At 57.7% G+C, this 18,074-nt stretch carries 15 protein-coding genes; 9 read left to right on the forward strand and 6 right to left on the reverse strand.

Going from position 1 to position 18,074, the window contains the following annotated elements; genetic code table 11:
- The first annotated feature begins 45 nt into the window (after positions 1-45).
- The 3 genes from EC9_RS11805 (at position 46) to EC9_RS11815 (ending at position 3,241) form a co-directional block, all read left to right on the forward strand.
- Positions 46-939, forward strand: a complete 894-nt coding sequence (locus EC9_RS11805) for a phosphoribosylaminoimidazolesuccinocarboxamide synthase (RefSeq protein ID WP_145345398.1) — start codon at positions 46-48, stop codon at positions 937-939.
- Between the two features lie 165 nt (positions 940-1,104).
- A complete protein-coding gene (locus tag EC9_RS11810; protein ID WP_246106085.1) occupies positions 1,105-1,731 on the forward strand; it encodes a hypothetical protein in 627 nt (208 codons plus the stop codon).
- Between the two features lie 487 nt (positions 1,732-2,218).
- On the forward strand, positions 2,219-3,241 hold the full coding sequence (locus tag EC9_RS11815; protein ID WP_145345400.1) for a DUF1559 domain-containing protein: 1,023 nt from the start codon (positions 2,219-2,221) through the stop codon (positions 3,239-3,241).
- Positions 3,242-3,452: 211 nt separating this feature from the next.
- On the opposite strand, the gene ndk is transcribed toward EC9_RS11815, so the two are convergent.
- From ndk to EC9_RS11840, 5 genes are all read right to left on the reverse strand, one after another.
- Positions 3,453-3,911 (reverse strand): nucleoside-diphosphate kinase, encoded by a 459-nt coding sequence (gene ndk, locus EC9_RS11820; RefSeq protein WP_145345402.1) that lies wholly within the window; start codon positions 3,909-3,911, stop codon positions 3,453-3,455.
- 148 nt (positions 3,912-4,059) lie between these two features.
- The gene (locus EC9_RS11825; RefSeq protein WP_145345404.1) at positions 4,060-4,557 is read right to left on the reverse strand and encodes a hypothetical protein; all 498 of its coding nucleotides are present in this window, start codon (positions 4,555-4,557) and stop codon (positions 4,060-4,062) included.
- Between the two features lie 5 nt (positions 4,558-4,562).
- Positions 4,563-4,832, reverse strand: a complete 270-nt coding sequence (locus EC9_RS11830) for a WXG100 family type VII secretion target (protein WP_145097372.1) — start codon at positions 4,830-4,832, stop codon at positions 4,563-4,565.
- Positions 4,813-5,616 carry a tetratricopeptide repeat protein gene (locus EC9_RS11835; protein WP_145345406.1) on the reverse strand — a complete coding sequence of 268 codons (804 nt, stop codon included), beginning with the start codon at positions 5,614-5,616 and terminating at the stop codon, positions 4,813-4,815. Before EC9_RS11835 ends, EC9_RS11830 begins: the two co-directional genes overlap by 20 nt.
- A gap of 298 nt (positions 5,617-5,914) precedes the next feature.
- Complete coding sequence (locus tag EC9_RS11840) at positions 5,915-7,147, reverse strand: trans-sulfuration enzyme family protein (protein ID WP_145345408.1); 1,233 nt, start codon at positions 7,145-7,147, stop codon at positions 5,915-5,917.
- Positions 7,148-7,705: 558 nt separating this feature from the next.
- Here EC9_RS11840 and EC9_RS11845 point away from each other — a divergent pair.
- The 6 genes from EC9_RS11845 to EC9_RS11875 all read left to right on the forward strand — a co-directional run bounded on the left by EC9_RS11845 (position 7,706) and on the right by EC9_RS11875 (position 15,354).
- Positions 7,706-8,971, forward strand: coding sequence for a hypothetical protein (locus tag EC9_RS11845; protein ID WP_145345410.1), 1,266 nt, complete (start codon positions 7,706-7,708; stop codon positions 8,969-8,971).
- A gap of 66 nt (positions 8,972-9,037) precedes the next feature.
- Positions 9,038-10,387, forward strand: a complete 1,350-nt coding sequence (locus EC9_RS11850) for an NAD(P)/FAD-dependent oxidoreductase (protein WP_145345412.1) — start codon at positions 9,038-9,040, stop codon at positions 10,385-10,387.
- Between the two features lie 170 nt (positions 10,388-10,557).
- The gene (locus EC9_RS11855; RefSeq protein WP_145349116.1) at positions 10,558-11,478 is read left to right on the forward strand and encodes a DUF1559 family PulG-like putative transporter; all 921 of its coding nucleotides are present in this window, start codon (positions 10,558-10,560) and stop codon (positions 11,476-11,478) included.
- Between the two features lie 275 nt (positions 11,479-11,753).
- Positions 11,754-12,068 (forward strand): hypothetical protein, encoded by a 315-nt coding sequence (locus EC9_RS11860; protein ID WP_145345414.1) that lies wholly within the window; start codon positions 11,754-11,756, stop codon positions 12,066-12,068.
- Between the two features lie 1,191 nt (positions 12,069-13,259).
- Positions 13,260-13,820: a ribosome recycling factor gene (frr, locus tag EC9_RS11870; protein WP_145345420.1), complete on the forward strand. Its 561-nt coding sequence runs from the start codon at positions 13,260-13,262 to the stop codon at positions 13,818-13,820.
- A gap of 19 nt (positions 13,821-13,839) precedes the next feature.
- Entirely contained in the window at positions 13,840-15,354 is a 1,515-nt protein-coding gene (locus EC9_RS11875; RefSeq protein ID WP_145345422.1) for a hypothetical protein, read from the forward strand.
- A gap of 117 nt (positions 15,355-15,471) precedes the next feature.
- Here EC9_RS11875 and EC9_RS11880 read toward each other — a convergent pair whose 3' ends face one another.
- Positions 15,472-17,865 (reverse strand): FG-GAP-like repeat-containing protein, encoded by a 2,394-nt coding sequence (locus EC9_RS11880; RefSeq protein ID WP_145345424.1) that lies wholly within the window; start codon positions 17,863-17,865, stop codon positions 15,472-15,474.
- Positions 17,866-18,074 lie beyond the last annotated feature (209 nt).

Below are 18,074 nucleotides of genomic sequence, written 5' to 3' on the forward strand. Positions count from 1 at the left end.
AATCGTCTCCCCGCATCCCTCCTCAACGCTATTAGGACGCTCACGTTGACCAGCAACGACCCATTCGAATTCGATTCCAACGGTGCCCTGTTACGAACGCATCTGCCACTTCCGGGGCAATCGGGAAAAGTTCGCGATGTGTATGACCTCGGCGACAGCCTGCTGATCGTCAGCACCGACCGAATCAGTGCTTTCGATTGGATCCTGCCCAATGGAATTCCTCACAAAGGGAGCATCCTGACGGCGATGAGCCGGTTTTGGTTCGATCATCTGCAGGTCGCCAACCATCTGATCAGCTGCGAAGTGCCGCAGCAGGTGGTCGATCTCGGGATCGATGCGTCGGTCCTCGCCGACCGAATCATGGTCGTTCGCAAGGCGCAAGTCGTCCCTTTTGAATGCGTGATCCGCGGTTTTATCGAGGGATCCGGCTGGGCCGAGTATCAGCAAAGCGGAGCGATCTGCGGGATCGACCTGCCAGCTGGTCTGCGTCAGTGCGATCGTTTGCCCGAACCGATCTTCACTCCCGCGACCAAAGCGGAGACCGGGCATGATGAAAACGTCTCGACCGAGGTCATGTCGGCTGCGATCGGTGCGGAACAGACCGAACTGCTGCGGCGGTTGAGTCTTCAGGTCTACACCACCGCAGCGGATCATGCAGCCGAGCGCGGGATCTTGATCGCCGACACCAAGTTTGAATGGGGCCTGGTCGATGGCGAAGTGATCCTGATCGACGAGGTTTTGACGCCTGATAGCTCACGTTTCTGGCCCAAGTCGAGCTACGAGCCGGGACACTCTCAACCGTCGTTCGACAAGCAATATGTTCGCGAATGGCTTTCGGAAACCGATTGGGACCGCAACAGCCCGCCGCCATCATTGCCAGCCGATGTGGTGCAGCGAACGGGCGAAAAGTATCGCGAAGCGCTCGACATCTTGACCTAATCGCGGGCGATCGCGACGGCAGACCGACCGGCTGCGATGCGACAGTTGACCACGGAGCCGGGCGAACTACCTTCGCTTTACGATTGCTGCCGTCGTGAGTAGGATGGCGAGTGTGAGGAGCGAGCCCTATCGATTTGGTTCGTTATTAAATACGTCTGGCCTGTCTTGTTTGCATTTTCCCTAGCACGCTTGCGCGAATTCTTTCGCTGGAAACGCGTCGTCAGCATCGTTTTGCTGATCGCGGTTTCGTGCAGCATCGTGGGAATTCCAGTCGTCGCTCCCACCGCACCCAAAGATGGTCGGTTTCCTTGCGAGCACTGCGCCTGCGGCTGTGCGACGGCCGAATATTGTTGGGACAAGTGCTGCTGTCACTCCGATGTCGAAAAGCTGCAGTGGGCGGCGAAAAACGACGTCGACCCGCCTCGATTCCTCGTCGAGCGCGTCGCTGCCCAGCAACGCACCACCGCGGATCAGCTGGCTCAATCGGCGACGCCTAAGAAAAGCTGCTGCTGTTCGGGGGATCGATCGGTCTGTTCGACCGGGGCGGGTCAGCCTACGGAAAAATCAGACGCCACTGGCGACGAGGGTTCTGTCGCGTTGCGAGTCGTGCGACTAGAAGATGCCGCCAAGTGCCGCGGCGTCGAAATGTTTTGGTCGGTCTTGTCGAGCGTTGTTGTCGCTTGGCCGAAGCCGTTGTTGGAAAGCTTCGACCCGCCGCTGTTATTCACTCTCTGCATTCAAAACGATCGAGCGATCTCGGTCGTCTCTTGTCCCGATCCGCCGGCTCCCTAAGTCCGGCAGTCTTCGTGTTTAGCAAACCGGTGCGAACCGAATGACCGCGATCCCGCGGTCTGGAACTGCACGGCAGCACGTTTGCATTCTCTGACGTCTGCGACTTCGCAACATCACGCTTCCGCTTGCCGGACGTTTGGTTGTGAGAAGTGGACGGAGAAGCTTCGTTGTGACCGCGCGATCCCGCATGATGCGTTCGCCTGGCTGCTATCCCTCTGAAACGAACACTTGATCGTCAGCCGCTGCGCCAGTTCGTAACGGATTCCCGTCGCGTTTCATCGCGATGCGGAACGGTTACCACCAGGCAGTGCCCTCGCTGTTCCCGGTCCACGCTGCTGCGTTTTCCAAGCCGTTGGGCTTGCGGAACTGCATTCGGCATAGGGATCGGCGGTGCTTGCGCGGCTGATCGCTCCCGCATCCCGTGGCGTTGTCCCAGTGGCAACTCTGCGACCGAACAAATCAATTCAAAACTAACAATACAAAAAACATGAACTTTCCTTTCAATGGCTCTCGAACATTGTGTCGCGTCACCGCGCCGCGACCTTTGCGTGGTTTTACACTCGTCGAACTGTTGGTCGTGATCGCGATCATCGGGATCCTGGTCGGGCTGTTGCTGCCCGCAGTCCAAGCGGCTCGCGAAGCGGCGCGGCGGATGCAGTGTTCCAACAATTTGAAACAGATGACGCTTGCGATTCACAACTACGAATCGACGCATCGCGTCTTTCCGCCGGGCAGCCTCGGTTATCCGTTTGTCTGGTCGCCCCAATCGCAACTGCTGCCGTTTGTCGAACAGGGCAGCTTGAAGGACCTTTTGATCTACGAAGTGCCTCCGATGGTTGCGTTTGGCGGGGGGTATAACGCGGCGCAAGTCGCTCAGAACGATTCAGCCGCCCAGCAGCGATTGCCATTTATCACCTGTCCCAGCGATGGAGAATCGGTTCCCGGATCTGATTACGGCGGAATCAGTTATCCCGGTTCCAGCGGTTCGGGAATCAACAATGTCGGCGATGCCAGCGACGATGGTTCGGTCTCCAACGCCGACGGGATCTTCTTTACAAAATCAAAGATCGGGTTCCGCGACGTCACCGATGGAACTAGCCACACGATTGCGTTTGGCGAGCAGTTGTTAGGGGACGGGCAGAACACAGTTCCCGCCAACAACGATTTCCGCCGCCGTGTCGTCGAATTGCCAATGGCGACGCAAACGACAACCGCGGCTTGTGATCCCGGATCGGCACCGGCGTGGTCGGGACAGCGAGGGGCCAAATGGGTCAACGGTCACTTGGCCGATTCGATGTTCAACCTCTACTACACGCCGAATTCGAAAGAGCCCGATTGCCACAACGGCTACCACAATTTCGGTTTGGTTAGCGCCCGCAGCAATCATCCCGGCGGCGTGCAGACTTCGTTGGTCGATGGCAGCGTGCGGTTTGTCGGCGAGACAGTCGACTTAAGCGTTTGGCGAGCTGCCGGAACACGTTCCGGAGGCGAGATCGCGGGCGAACTGTAGACCGCCCGCAACGGAATCACCGCTCCTGCGTCGGCACTCGAAGGTTCGCTCCTCACAAAGTTGGATCTTCACCGCTGGCGCAGGAGCGACTTTTTGGCTTCGATCAAGCAAGGGCAACCGCAGCGGCACATCGAGCGCCGTGCGGCTGCTCGATTTGATCGGCCGGCTAGAACCGGCCCTAAAGAATTTAGCGATTGGATCGCGAGTCGACCTATTCGTCGGCGGCGCGCATGAACTCTTCGGTGACGTGGTCGAAATCGCAGAGATCGCCAGTGCCGAAGTAGAGGTGCAGTTCGCGAGCGGCAGCTTCGGGGCCGTCCGACGCGTGAACCAGGTTCATTTGGCGGCTGTTGCTGAAATCGCCACGGATCGTTCCGGGAGCTGCATTGCAACCGTTGGTCGCACCCAGCAGATCGCGCATCACGCGGATGACTTCGATCCCGTCGATCGCCAATGCGACGATCGGCGCGCTGGTGATGAACGATTCCAGGCTTGGGTAAAATGGCTTCTCAACATGCTCTGCATAATGTTGTTTGGCCAGATCGGGAGTCACGTGCATCATCTTCATGCCGACGATGTTCAGCCCCTTGGCTTCGAATCGGCTGATGATTTCGCCCATCAAACGGCGTTGAACGCAATCGGGTTTCAGCAGTACAAGCGTACGCTCCATCCTTCAGTCTCCTGAGTTTTGTGTGGTGTTGATTCGCAATTTCAGCCGCCAGGCGGGCGGCTGTGCGAGAGCCCGGTATCGTATCAGCTGATACAAAATGTCGAAAGAACGCCAACCGCCTCCGCTGGCCGACAATTTGCGATCCGCGTTACGGTCCCGGCGGTGGGGATCCCGAGTTGTCGGTGTAGAGGTCCAAAGCATCGATCCAGACGGCCAGTCGATTCGCCGACTGGGGCAGACCGCTTTCGGACAGCTCCGACATCGCACCGAGTTCGCCGATGAAACGATCGACAACGCGGTCGACCTCGGCCGCGATCCGCTTGCAAACGTTCAGCTTGTCCAGACAATAACCGACCCGCTTTTTGCTCCGTGCCAACATGATCTCCGCCTCGGTGTTGCGGGTCCCGTCGGCAGCATCTTGCGAGATCTTGGCGCGGGCCATCGCTTCGTGAGCCATCTGCAAGCGGCGTTCGGCCAGCTGCAATTGCGACTGCCAATACTGCCGACGTTGGACAGTGATCTGATCGTGGAAACGGTGAGCCAACTGCCGCAGCTGAGTCACGTGGTCGTCGCAGTGGTCGGACAATTGCAACAGCGCCGCGTGCAGATTGCGCAGTGCGTCGACGCTTTTCACATCGCTCGACACAGCGGTTATCCTTTTAGGTAGGCATCGATCTGATCCGCTTTGCGAAGCAGATAGGGGATGTGTTGCTCTGCCGATTGAACGAACCGCGCCATCTGTCGCAGTTCATCTTCGAACTCGGCGGCGAAGCGACGATGTTGTTGATCGCGCCACGATTCGCCCAATTGATTCATCTGCGACGACAGCGATCCGGCCCGTTGTTGCAGCTCCTCGGTGAACACTTTGAGGTTCCCGGCGAATTGGCGCAGGTGGTCGGGGTTAACGATTGCTTGGGACATTTTCAGTGGTCTCCAGGTCGTGAATGTCGGACGCCCCTTTGGCTTCCAATCGGGCCAGCGTTTGGGTTGCAACGTGATCGTTGGGATTCAATTGAAGGATGCCGCGGAGATAGCGTTTGCAGGTCGCCCGCAGCCCCAGTCGCGAAGCGAGGTCGGCCGCGTGACGCAGCGCCGCCAGTTTGATGTTCGGCGTTGGCTGGATCGCCCGCCGCAAAGCCGCTCCGCGAAACGAAGCGAGCGCTTCGAGCGGTTGGTTGATCGCTTGCAGACACATCCCGCGAACCAGATGGGCTTTGCTGCATTCTTGCGGATCGTTCAGCGCCGGTTCCAAAGCCGCGATCGCCTCCGCAAATTGCCCCATTTCGTACATCGCTTCGGCCATCACGATACACAGGTTGGTTTGGCTGGGATCGCGTTGCAGACGCTTCCGACAGACCTCCGCGCGACGGATCGCCCATTCGTTTTGAGCGCGTTCGAGATCGCTGGTCACATCGGGCGTTGGATGCTTGTTGTGAAGCTCCTTGAACTCTTTTAACCGCTGCAGGCTGCGAGCCAGTTCGGCTTCTTCGAGCTGCCACAACACTTCGGGATGGTCGCCGGAAACGCGAACCGCTTTCTCGAGCACCTTTTGGGCTTCGATCGGTTTGTCGAGCGCGCGGTGGATCTGGGCCAATTCCAAATAGGGCTCAACGTCTGCGGGCGCGTCTCGAATGCTGAGCTCGAGCGTCTGTCGCCGCTGGACCGAGGTGTCCAAGTTGGGAGATCCTGAAGCGTCCGCCGACATGCGTTGCGTTTCCTGTGGATGACGAAAAGTGAGCGGCAGGCGTGGCGCGGCCGCCGCAGCATACCTTGAGTCTACCCGATGTTTTGGCCTGCGTCGCGAAACGCGTGCCGAGCGAGCTCGGTTTTTGAGTTTCGGCAGACGGGTGCTGCCAGTTCATGCGGCATCTGAAACCCTGTACCTGTCGCTGGGCTGCGGGTTATCAGCCCGTGAGTAGGCTTCGGCGGACTGGGCAATAAAAAAGGCCAGGCTGCGATAAGCCTGGCCTTTGTACCGTGATAGGAAACCGAAGGTCGAATCGCTACGCCTGCAGCGCTTGGTCGAGATCGGCGATCAGGTCTTCGGTGTTTTCGATGCCGCACGACATGCGGATCATGTTGTCGGCGATGCCATACGACGCCCGCTGCTCTGGCGTGCATTTGTAGTAGCTCATCACAAGCGGTTGCTCGATCAGCGATTCGACTCCACCTAGGCTCGGCGCGATCCGTGGAATGCGAGCGGCATCGACGATGTTCGCCGTCTGACGCATATCGGCGTCTTTGATCGTAAAGGTGACCAAGCCGCCGAAGCCACGCATCGTCTGGGTCGCGATCTCGTGAGTCGGATGCGACTTCAGCCCGGGATAATAAACTCGCTCCACACGCGGGTGCGATTCCAGAAATTCGGCGATCGCTTGCCCGTTGGCATTGTGCCGCTGCATGCGCAGTTCAAACGTCTTTAGTCCCCGTTCCAACAGATACATGTTGTGAGGAGAGTTCACGGCTCCCATGATGCCACGCAGATTGCGGACCGGGTCCAACGCTTCGGCACTGCCGACGATCACGCCCGCCAACAGATCGTTGTGGCCGCCGAGATATTTGGTCGCCGAGTGCAACACGTAATCGACGCCAAATTCCAGTGGTTGGATGTTGTAAGGAGTTGCCAACGTCGCATCGATCAACGTTTCGACTTCGTGCGCCTTGCCCAACGCCACGAACTGTTCTAGATCGATGCAAGTCAGATGTGGGTTGGTCGGCGATTCGCTGACCAACATTCGCGTGTTTTCGTTGATCGCAGCTTCCATCGCATCGTAGTCGCCGGTGGGAACTTGACGCGTGACGACACCGAAGCGGGCCAGATGCTTGCTGCAGAATTCGCGGCTGCGGTGGTAACATTGATCGAAGAAGACGATTTCGTCGCCGGCGTTCAGCTTGGCCATCAACAGCCCCACGATCGCCGCCATCCCGCTGCCGTAGACGATCGCCGCTTCGCCGCAATCGAGCGCCGCCAGTTTGCGTTCGACGCTCCGTTCGTTCGGGTTGCCGTAACGACCATATTCCTCGCGGTCGCTGCGTCCTTCGCAGTAATCGATCACGTCGTCGGTGGTTCGAAAGGTGAAGGTCGATGAACAGAAGATCGGATCGGCGATCGCGTCCCCCGGCTTCTGCCGGTCTTCGCCCGCATGCACACTTTTGGTGCTCATGCCCTGCTTCGCCGGAGGTTGTTTCGCCGGAGTTTGCTTTTCGCTGTTTTGTTCCACTGTGTCGGTAGCCATGCTGAGGTATCGCTTTCCGTAACGCGTGTGTTGAACCGCGGGCGAGCAGCGTGCCGCAGTTGGACCATCTCAAACTGCTTACGAAAAAAGCCGCTCGTCCCATGCAAGGGCTGCGGCTGTGCGAGACTCGATAGCATCGTGGGTAGACCGTGGTCGGTATACCAAGCATTCGAGTGGCTGTTTAGCAGTGAAGGCTGCAAGCGGCCGCAAATCCCTGTACCCTCTCAATCTAGCCACGGGTTTGCGTCAGGACAACCCATTAATCTGGAGACGGCGACGAATCTGCGCTGGCAACGCTTCCCGTGCTAAGATTAACTGGTAAAGTTGACATAGTTTACCGCCAGACGGACCGTTTACGGTCGCCACCGTTTTCGATTCCCCCCTTGCCACCGCCAGTGATTGCCTTCGCAAGGCCGTTGCGTAACGTTGGACATCGTATGATGCTGCGGTTTCGGGATGCGAAGCCGTGGGGGATAGCTGACGTTCCTCGGCGCGATGAACGTCGGGCGTCGGAATATCGACCGGCTCAATACGAGCAAACCATCGAGGCATGCTTCATTGAATACTCGCGCAATCTTCATTTCGCTAGCGACCGCCGCGTTGCCCGGTCTTTTGATTTCATTGTCAGTTCGAAACGCCGCGGCCCAATCCGGTGCAGCCCCCAGTCGACAGGCTGGCGCGGCACAAGCGAGCGAGCAACCGGGGCGTTCGGAGACCGTTCTTACCGCTGCCGACCTCCAGCGGATTGAGGAATTGATCGCCCAACTTTCTTCGGACAAATTCGCCACGCGAGAGGAAGCCGTTGCCGGTTTGATCGAGTTTGGTGAACGTGCGATCCCAATGTTGGCCGCGGCGGCGGAGACGCCCGATCCCGAGGTGCGGTTGCGGATTCGGATCCTGTTGTCGCGGTTGAGTAACAGCGACTTTGAATCGACGGTGGCAGCGTTTGTGTCCGGTGCGAGCGATGAAATGGAAGGTTGGGATTATGCCCGCCGGATGATCGGTGACAGCAAAGCCTCTCGCGAGTTGTTTGTCGAAGCGGCGCGACAGCATCGCGATCTGATGGCCGAAATGGACAAAGGCCCCGGTCCGCGGATGGTTGCGGCAAACAAAGCCGCCGATCTGGTAGTCCGCCGAATGATGTTGGAGTTTCTTCCGCCGGAACGTGGGGATGCTGTGGCGTTGCTGTTAACCTGCGGCGATCGATCCGCTCCGATCCCCCCGGGGGTCGAACGGGTGATCGTGCGGATCATGAACAGCCAAGTTACCAGCCTTACATTAAAGGATGCGATGTTGGCGCCGGTCTATCAGAAGCTGGTTGGTTTTTGGATGCGTCGGGCCAGCGTGTCGTACCAACCCCAAGCGATGTTCTTCGCGTTGCAGCATCGGATTCCCGAAGCGGTCGAATTGGCACGCGATGTCGTGGCTGAATTCATCGCGACCGGCGAGGATCTGATCGGGACCGACACGGTCGACCCTAAATACAGCGAATCGTTGGAACAAGCCTTACTGGTGATCGCCAAATATGGTGACGCCAGCGATCTGACGCGTTTGGAACCACTGACGGTCGACGATCGCCGGATGCCCGTTGGCGTCGACCAACCCGATGATGCAACCGATGTGATCCGGGTTCACGTTCGCGATATCGCGGTTGCCGTATCGATCAAACTGTTGGACGGAGATTTGCGCGATGCCGGATACATCAATCCTCGGCAACACAACACCGTCGTCTTCTTCACCGCCTCGTTGGGCTTTCCGGGGGATGGGGACGAACTGCGATCGAAGCCGGCGAAGTATCTGGCCGATCTGATCTCCAAGCAGTAACCCAACATTCCATCCGCTCAGCCATTGGTTTCCCGGCGATTGCGATGGGGAACTGTCGAGGCATTGATGTCCCAGAATGCACCTGAAAAATCGAAGTGGCTTGTCGTCGGCGGCGGGATGGCGGGCCTGACGCTGGCCCATCGGTTATCGCAGCGCGGCCAAGAGGTCAGCGTTTGCGAAGCCGCCCCTAGTTTTGGCGGGCTGACCTCCGCTTGTTCTCTGGGCGATGTCGTCTGGGATCGCTTCTATCACGTCACGCTGCTGTCGGATTCGCATCTCCGCGGTCTGTTGAATGAACTCGATCTCGAACACGAGATCCGTTGGGTGACGACCAAAACGGGATTCTTCAGCGGCGGCCGGCTCTATTCGATGTCGAACTCGTGGGAGTTCCTAAACTTCCCGCCGCTGACCCTGATCGAAAAGCTGCGACTCGGGGGGACGATCTTCTATACGTCCAAGCTGCGGAATTGGCGGCGATTAGAACAGATTCACGTCGCCGATTTTCTGAAACGGCTCAGCGGCAAAGGGACCTTTGAAAAGATCTGGCTGCCGTTGCTGCGGGCCAAGTTGGGCGAGACCTATCAAAAAGCTTCCGCCGCCTTTATCTGGTCCTACATCTCGCGGATGTACAAAGCCCGCCGCAGCGGGATCAAAACCGAGATGTTTGGGTATGTCCCCGGCGGTTACGCGCGGATCATCGACAGGTTTGTCGAGACGTTGCGCGGTAACGGGGTGCGGTTGTTGAGCAGCCATGGGGTGCAATCGATCACTCAGTGCGAGGCGGGCGGGTTAGACGTCGACTTTGGCGCCGGGCGGATCGAGCGGTTTGATAACGTGATCAGCACGATCCCTTCGCCGATCATCAGCCAGCACTGTCCGGAGTTGACTGAAGACGAGCACCAGCGTTTACAGGGCGTCGAATATATCGGAGTCGTCTGCGCTTCGATGCTGCTGAGCGAATCGATCAGTCCTTATTATGTGACCAACATCACCGACGACTGGGTCCCGTTGACGGCGGTGATCGAGATGTCGACGATCGTCGACCGCAAGGAACTTGGCGGGCACGCGTTGGTCTATCTACCGAAGTATCTGCCCGACAGCGATCTCGGGCTGCAAGAACCCGACGCAGAGATCCAAGACCGCTTCCTATCGACGTTGGAAAAGATGTACTCCCATTTTTCGCGCGATCACGTGAAAGCGTTTCAAATAAGCCGGGCCAAACATGTGATGGCTCTGCCGACGATCGATTACTCCCAAAAGCTGCCACCGATCGTGACATCGCTGCCCGGATTCTATGCGCTCAACGGGGCGCACATCACCAAGGGGAACTTGAACGTCAACGAAACGATCGACTTGGCCGACGAGAAGCTGAACGACGTCGTCTGGCCCGACTTCCTCGTACGCGCCACGAAATGATCGCGTTCACAACACTGGGGGCATCAAAACCGCTTTGGCGATGTTTTTGGTGCATCGCGCCTGCTGCGGTGATTTAGTAATTGCGCATTGGCCGCCTTTGTGGACCCGCTGTGGTGGGGCGGGTACCATAAAGGGTCCCTCTTATTCGGAATCCTTTTGGGAGCGCAGTTATGAACAGGCGAAGTACTGGCTTCACGCTGGTGGAATTGCTGGTTGTGATCGCGATCATTGGAATCTTGGTTGGACTTCTGCTGCCCGCGGTCCAGGCAGCGCGGGAAGCGGCGCGGCGGATGGAGTGTTCCAACAATCTGAAGCAACTGGGCCTTGCGCTGCACAATTACCACGATACATTTCAAGTCTTTCCGCCCGGACGGATGAGCTGCGATGGATGGACCGGTGGGCCATGTACTGGGAAAACGTGGATGGAGAAGCCGGGAACCAGCGGGATGGTGATGCTGTTGCCATTCATGGAACTGAACAATCTCTACGATCAGTTCGGCGGCTTCCAAGCGGGAGGTTTGGAACCATCGGGTGGTCCGGCGGATTGGCGAACGCCCCAGGTCGACGCCGCGATGAAGGAGCGCCCCGCCGTTTTCGTCTGCCCCAGCGAAATCGTTGCACCAATCTACAACGGCACAGCGACCGCAAATTATGTTTTCGTTCATGGCCGGCGCGGTCCTGGATCGGGAACCGATCAAGTCTCGTTGAAACATGGCAACACCGGCGTGTTCAACTATTTGTCGACCTACAGCATGTCGGACATCACCGATGGCACCGCTCAAACGTTAGCGTTTGGCGAGGTGTTGGGAGCTGACAAGCCTGAATCGGTGAACCGTTGGACCTTGGCGGGCCGGCATCTCGATTCGTTGCGTTCGACGGAAAATCCGATCAATACGCCACCGGGCACCGGCCCGATCACGTTGACCATCTATGGATCGACACTCAACGGCGCGATGGGCAGTCGACATCCCGGCGGATCGATGTTCACCTTCTGTGATGGACACGTCGCGTTCATTTCGGAGACTGTCAACATGACGATCTACCGTGCGATCTCAACGCGAGATGGAGGCGAAGTCGTTCGACTTCCCTAGCCGCTCGTCTCTATCGGTCGTCTCCAGGTCCCTCGGCCGCGGCGTGGACATCTCGCCGCGCCGCTACGCATTCATTACGGATAGGCATTGTTATCATGCATCGATCTGCGCATGTTCAAACGAATTGGCTGACGTTTTGTCGGAACAGGATACTTCTTCGTGCGACGGGCACGTGGGCGGTTGGGCTGTGCTTCGCGGTCGTGCTTGGCTGCGAATCGCGAACACCTTTGGTTCCTGTGGCCGGGACCGTGGCGCTCGACGGTGAACCGTTGCCAATGGGCAATATTATGGTCGCTCCCGCGTCAGGGCCTGTTGCCTACGGAACGATCGATAGCGAGGGGCGATTTAGCTTGCAGACCCGAGACGGGGTTGGTTGCGTCGTTGGCACGCACCCGATCTCGATTACGGCTAGCGAGATGGTCGACGATGGAGCCGCGATTCGTCGTTTGGTACCGGAACGCTACAGCGATTTCGCCTCATCGGAGCTTTCGATCGAGGTCACCGATCCGACCCCGGACCTGCGGATCGAACTGACTTCCGAAGGGCTTTCGGAGCGTTTACTCAGTAATGAAGGGGATCTACAGTTCTGATCGATGTTAAAAACGGACGGATAATCCGCAAGATCGCTATTGGCAAGAGAATCCGGCTGGAAAAGAGGGTCGGGTTAGAAAAGCAGGGCGGTTTAGCTATCAAACACCGCCCCGCCGCGACGATAGCATTCAGTAAGCACCGCGCGGTGTGACGCATAACAGCGTCTTGAACCGCACGACGATTGGCACCTGACACCTCCTGCCCTCCAGCAGTGTCGATAAAAATCGTTGTTTGGAACAAGCCGTGGTCATGCGTGGGTGAGAAAGATTACGTTCGCTTTTAAATTATGGAGATCGGCGATGCGTCGAATGATCCTACCAACTTTCCTGGCCGTTGCATTCATCAGTGCAAGTGCTGCCAACGTTCAAGCCTTTGGTTGTTTGGACAAACTGTTCGGAAAAAACAGCTGTTGCGACAGCCCATGTGACGCTTGTGAGCCAGTTTGTGGCTTCGAGCCAGCATGCGGTTGCGAACCGGTTTGTTGCGAGCCAGTATGTGGCGTCGACCCATGCTGTGCACCTAAGAAGAAGTGCTGCCTGAGCGGTTTGTTCGGCAAGGTATTCAAGAAGAACGACTGCTGCGAACCAGCTTGCGGCTTCGAGCCAGCTTGCGGTTGCGAACCTGTTTACAGCTGCGAACCAGCTTGCGGTTGCGAACCAGCTTGTGGCATCGACGCTTGCTGTGCACCTAAGAAGAAGTGCTGCCTGAGCGGTCTGTTCGGCAAGATCTTCAAGAAGAACAACAACTGCTGCGAACCAGCTTGCGGTTGCGAACCAGCATGTGGCTTCGAGCCAGCATGCGGTTGCGAACCAGCTTGTGGTTGCGGAATGTAATTCGGAAAACGAGTGTGCAGCGCGGCCTATGGAACTCACACCGTTCGTGAGTTGATGGACATCGCATACACACCTCCAATCCAAAAGAGCCTCGGTCGCATCTTGTGACCGAGGCTTTTTCATTGCTTCAGACGGTGAGATCGATGGCACCACACGGTTTGCCAGCGGGTGGAGCAATCGAAAAATTGAAAACAGTTGTGCAACGGCATTTTCGCCGCACTAGTTCCCGCTGCAACGGCGGGCGGGTAAGATAGAGCCTTGTTCACGCTCACACGATTCGATGGGGTCCGACGCCCCGTTGGGCGACGCCCACGATCGAGAAAACATGTATAAGTTCGCAAGGAAAGGTTACGATCGATGTCTGCGGAAGAAATTCAACTTGATGCCGAAGAACGCATGGAAAAAGCGGTTGCCCACCTCAAGCACAGCTTGACGGGAATTCGCACCGGTCGCGCCACGCCCGGTTTGGTCGATTCGATCCGTGTTGAGGTGTATGGTTCGCAGACTCCGCTCAAGCAACTCGCTTCGATCGGTACTCCCGAACCGCAACAGATCGTGATCCGCCCCTATGACCAATCGACGATCAAAGAGATCGAAAAAGCGATCGTGGCGGGCGACTTGGGATTGAATCCCCAAAACGATGGGCACATGATCCGTCTGAACGTCCCCGCGTTGTCGACCGAAGTTCGCAAGAAGATGGTCGCCCGAATCAAGGAACTTTCCGAAGAGGCGAAGGTTTCGATCCGCAACATCCGCCGCGATGCCAACAAGGCAGCCGATACGGAAGAAAAAGAGAAGACGATGAGCGAAGACGATCGCGATCGCGTTAAGAGCGACATTCAAGACCTGACGAAGAAGTATGAGACTCAGGTTGGTGAAGTCGCCAAGGCGCGCGAAACCGAAGTCATGGAAGGGTAATCACGATTGAGAGGTCGCGGTGAGCGACAGCCCCCAAGTTGTAAATTGTCCGAAATGTCATGCAGCGGTGCGAGCCGGCCAGCAGATGGCCGGTTCGCGCGTTCGTTGCCCCAGCTGCAACAGCACTTTTAAAGTGCCAGGTATCAAGTCGTCCCAAAACGATGACGACGATTGGTTCGATCTCGGCGATACCGCTGGTGACAAACTGTCCGTTGCGCCGGACTTTGGCAAGCCCCTGCCGGTTCCGCCCGCAGCAGCACCCGTCGCACCGAACGTCGATAAGAAGCCGACGGTGCCTGTGTCGGCAAAACCAGCAAATGCCGACGCGGACGATATGCTTGCCAAACTGGCTGAGTCGATTCCGGCAGCCGACAATGCGTCGGATGATCTCTTTTCATCCGCTGACGAATCCCAGGATTCCGATCCGTTTTCGCTCTCCCTGTCGGAGGCACCTCGGCGACAAAGCACGTCGATCGACGATTGGTTGGGGACCGAAGACGTCGTCCCCGACGCGATGCCCGAGGTTCCCGAGACGGAGTTTCGATTTCCGTGCCCGGTTTGTGAATCGGCTCATTACGCCAAGCCGACCCAAGTGGGAAAACGGATCAAGTGTGGTGATTGCACGTCGATGATTACCGTTCCGGAACCGCCGAAGATTGTTCCAAAATACTCTCCTTCATTGGACACCGCCGCAACGTTTGAGCTACGAGAATCGGTCCATCGCCCCGACCAGAACAATTCTCCATTCACGAAATCTGCCGCCGACCTGCTCCGCGATGCGGAGTCGACGCAATTGGATGAAGATCTCGACAAGCTGTATGAAAATCCAGACGTCGCCGGTTGGTTCCGCGATGTCTTTTCCGTGTTTGCCGATCCCAATAGCGTGATGCAGTTTGCGGTTCTGACCGGCATCTGCAGTGCGGCGATGATTCTTTGGTCGTTTGCCGAGGGGGTCAGCCCGGCGCTCGCTGTGTTGGTTGGGTTCGGCGGTCTGGCGATTTGTGGCGTCCTGCTGGGAACGCGATACTTGACGATCATGCGAAGTGCCACCGCGGACGAATCGGGGCAATCGCATTGGCCCTATGCCGACGCCGGTGGCCCACTGAAGCTTGGCGGATTAGTGTTGGTTGCGGCTCTTGTTGCTTCGGTGCCGGGGCAATTGATCGGGGCGATGCTAGGCGAACCGATGACCCTGTTATGGGGAGTCTTCGTGATGTTGAGCGTTTGGGGGCTGATGCCGATCGTGTTGCTTTCGATGCTCGAAAACGGGACGATGTTTGGCGTCTATTCGCAAAACGTGATCAAATCGTTTGAGGGCTGCATGGAGCCGTGGGGCGGGATGTATTTCTCATCCGGCCTGTTTTTCTTCGCCTACTTTATGTTGCTCGCCGCTCCGCCTTACGACGGGATCATCAAATCGATCATCACCGCTTTTGGGCTCGTTGGCCTCGCCTTCATCCAATCGCGGATGTTGGGAAAGGTCGTCCAGGCGATCGCCGAAACCAATGAAAAGTCAAAGCCGAAGTCGCGTTGATCGAGTGCAACGACCACGCCGGATATTGATTTTGCCCGATCACACACTCGTGTTTTAAGGCAGGATTCCCGCTGACGTGACGCTTGTTGGTCGCGTTGTCGATTGGTTTTGCGTGACTTAATCCTTGCCAAGCATTACGTCGCGGAGCCATTGATAGGCTTCTTCACGCACGGCCTTTGGGAATTCGTGCCCATTGTCCGGATAGACGAACCGCACATCACCCGGCTTTTCATTCCGGCGATACAGTTCCACGACCGGTTTCAAACTCGCCTCACACTTACGCACGCCAGCGACATCAAAAGTCTCGTCTCTCAACGGGGCCGAAACAAACAAGGGGCGTGGCACAATGGTGGCCAACAGCTCCGGGAAATCGAACGGCAGCGCAGAACCACTTTGGAAACCAGCGATGGCTGGCATATAACGGTCGACTGTCCAACCACTTAAGTCGCCGCGGCGGTAGTCTGCCAGAGCGGTGAAGCCGCAACTGGTGACGACTGCCCGCACACGGCCATCGAGCGCCGCGGTGAACAATCCGCTGCGTCCCCCATGTGAATGCCCGATAACGCCAATTCGATCGCGTTCCACGCAGGGCAAGCTTTCGAGCAAATCGAGTACCCGGACGTTGTCCCACACCGCTTTGATCGTTCCGCTTGGGTACGCTTCACGATTCGCTGCGAAATCAAATTCGTATTCCCCGAAATTTGGATAATCTGGTGCAAGGCACACGAACCCACGCTCGGCCAATTCATGCGCATAGAACCGACTTGGCTCTCCACCCAGCCCACAAATCTCTGCCTTGCCAAGTTCCGCGTCGGAGGGATGCAGGCACAGCATCGCTGGCATCCGCTGCTGGATGTGCATCGGGACAAGAAGATACGCCGGAACGCGACTGACATTGTCGCTAGCGAAAGACAGCTTGATCCTCCAGTATTTATCCGTGGGTTCGACGCTGGAGATTTGGACATCCAAATCCCGGCGTCGGTGTGGGCCGGGCAACGCGCCGGCGATCGATTCAAACGCGGCAAGGATCTGCTGACGGCGAGGTCCAAACGCGACAGGCGTTTCCGCCCGCTGCGCTTCTCCACCGCCGGCATCGATCCGCAACAAATCGAACGCCGCTTCCGGAGCCCGCCTCGCGGGGTTGAGTGGTAGTGCGCTCGCATCCCGATGCTGGCTTTTGCGACCGGGCGAATCGCCCTTTTGAACCTCGTTGTCTTGCGTCGGGGCGGCGGGATTTCCCTGCTCTCCCTTCGTGTTCTCCAACCAATGCAGGCCACTGCGACTAGGGGCCAGGATGTCGACGTCCCCATCTCCATCGATATCCTCGCAGACAGTGTCCAAGTCAATGGCAACGGTTCCCCCGATGCTCGCGAGATGTTTTTGCCAAGTTCGCGTGCCGGAATCAAAGCCGTACCAGGCGATTTGCAATGGATCACTCTCGCCTGGATCTTTCCCATCGTGACCTAGGAACCGCTTACCAGCGACCAAGTCGTCGTTTCCATCGCCGTCCATGTCCGCCAGTACCAGGGTGTGGGCACAGGACCAACGCGTATCAATCGCATGCGTTATCCACTTGCGGCTGCTGATCAGCGGTTCCACCTCATCGAGATCACCCCCCGGCGTCGCCTGCAACGAAGATTCTGATTCTCCAACTTGTTCGGTCCAGTAGATCCCGTAGTTGTGGCCTCGCGACCAGATCAGATCCGCGTCACCATCGGAATCCACGTCATGCACGAGGATGGGTAAACCGCAGTCGTTGGCGAGGTTGAATTCGGGCTGCCAACGCCATCGCCCGGTGAGTGGATCGGGTGGAGCCAGGGCCCAGCCGCTGGGGCCAACCACGTCGACTCGCCCGTCTCCATTCACATCGCCCGCTCCCACGCCGTGCCCGATTAGCTCGGCGGGCAAATCATATCGCTGCCAACTCACCACTTCGCGAGCGTCTGCGGCTGCCTTCGATGCGGCTTTCGGGACCGGCTGTAGACGATACCAAGCGGCAAAGGTCGTTCCGCTGGGCAGGATATCCAAATGCCCATCGCCGTCGATATCCACTAGCCGCCCTGTCTCGCTGCTGCCTGGTCGATCGATCTCTATTTGTTGCCAACGCAAATCGAGGTTTGCCCGCATGGCAGCCGGCCCAGGATTGCGGCACCAGTACAAGCTCTTGCTACGATAATTAACGCTGATGATATCCAAATCGTCGTCGCCATCGACGTCCATGGCCAAGTTGGAATAATCATCAAAGCGTCCGCGAATCATCGTTACGTCGCGCAGCGTGTGCCTGTCCCAATCGGGAGCTTGATACCAAAACGCCCCAGAGACCACATCCGGCCGACCGTCGCCGTCGATATCAATCACCGTCGCCGCGCTAAACTCGCTGTCAGAACTGAGCGTATGGACGCGAAAGGGAGTGTCTGTCAAAGCGTGACGCGCGGGAAGCGAAAACGATGCTGCCATCAACACGAGCGCTAGCCCGCTCCACCCGCCGCAATGCGTTTGAAAACTCTTCATGATCCAACCTTCGCTTAGGAACGCTCTACAGAAATTGCGGCCGCTATTCTATCCGATTTTTGGAGGCACTCGTGCAGATGAGCGTCTGCGCGTGGAATCGCTCTCGTTTGCCGCAGATCGCCGGGCACCATTCCCTTGGGGCGATAAACCCGTTCCTGAGCTGCGAATCGTGTCGAACCCGTCAAAGCTCATTGTTTCGATCGTTTCCG

Origin of the sequence: Rosistilla ulvae (genome assembly GCF_007741475.1) — a bacterium.
In the GTDB taxonomy this organism is placed as follows: Bacteria; Planctomycetota; Planctomycetia; order Pirellulales; family Pirellulaceae; genus Rosistilla; species Rosistilla ulvae.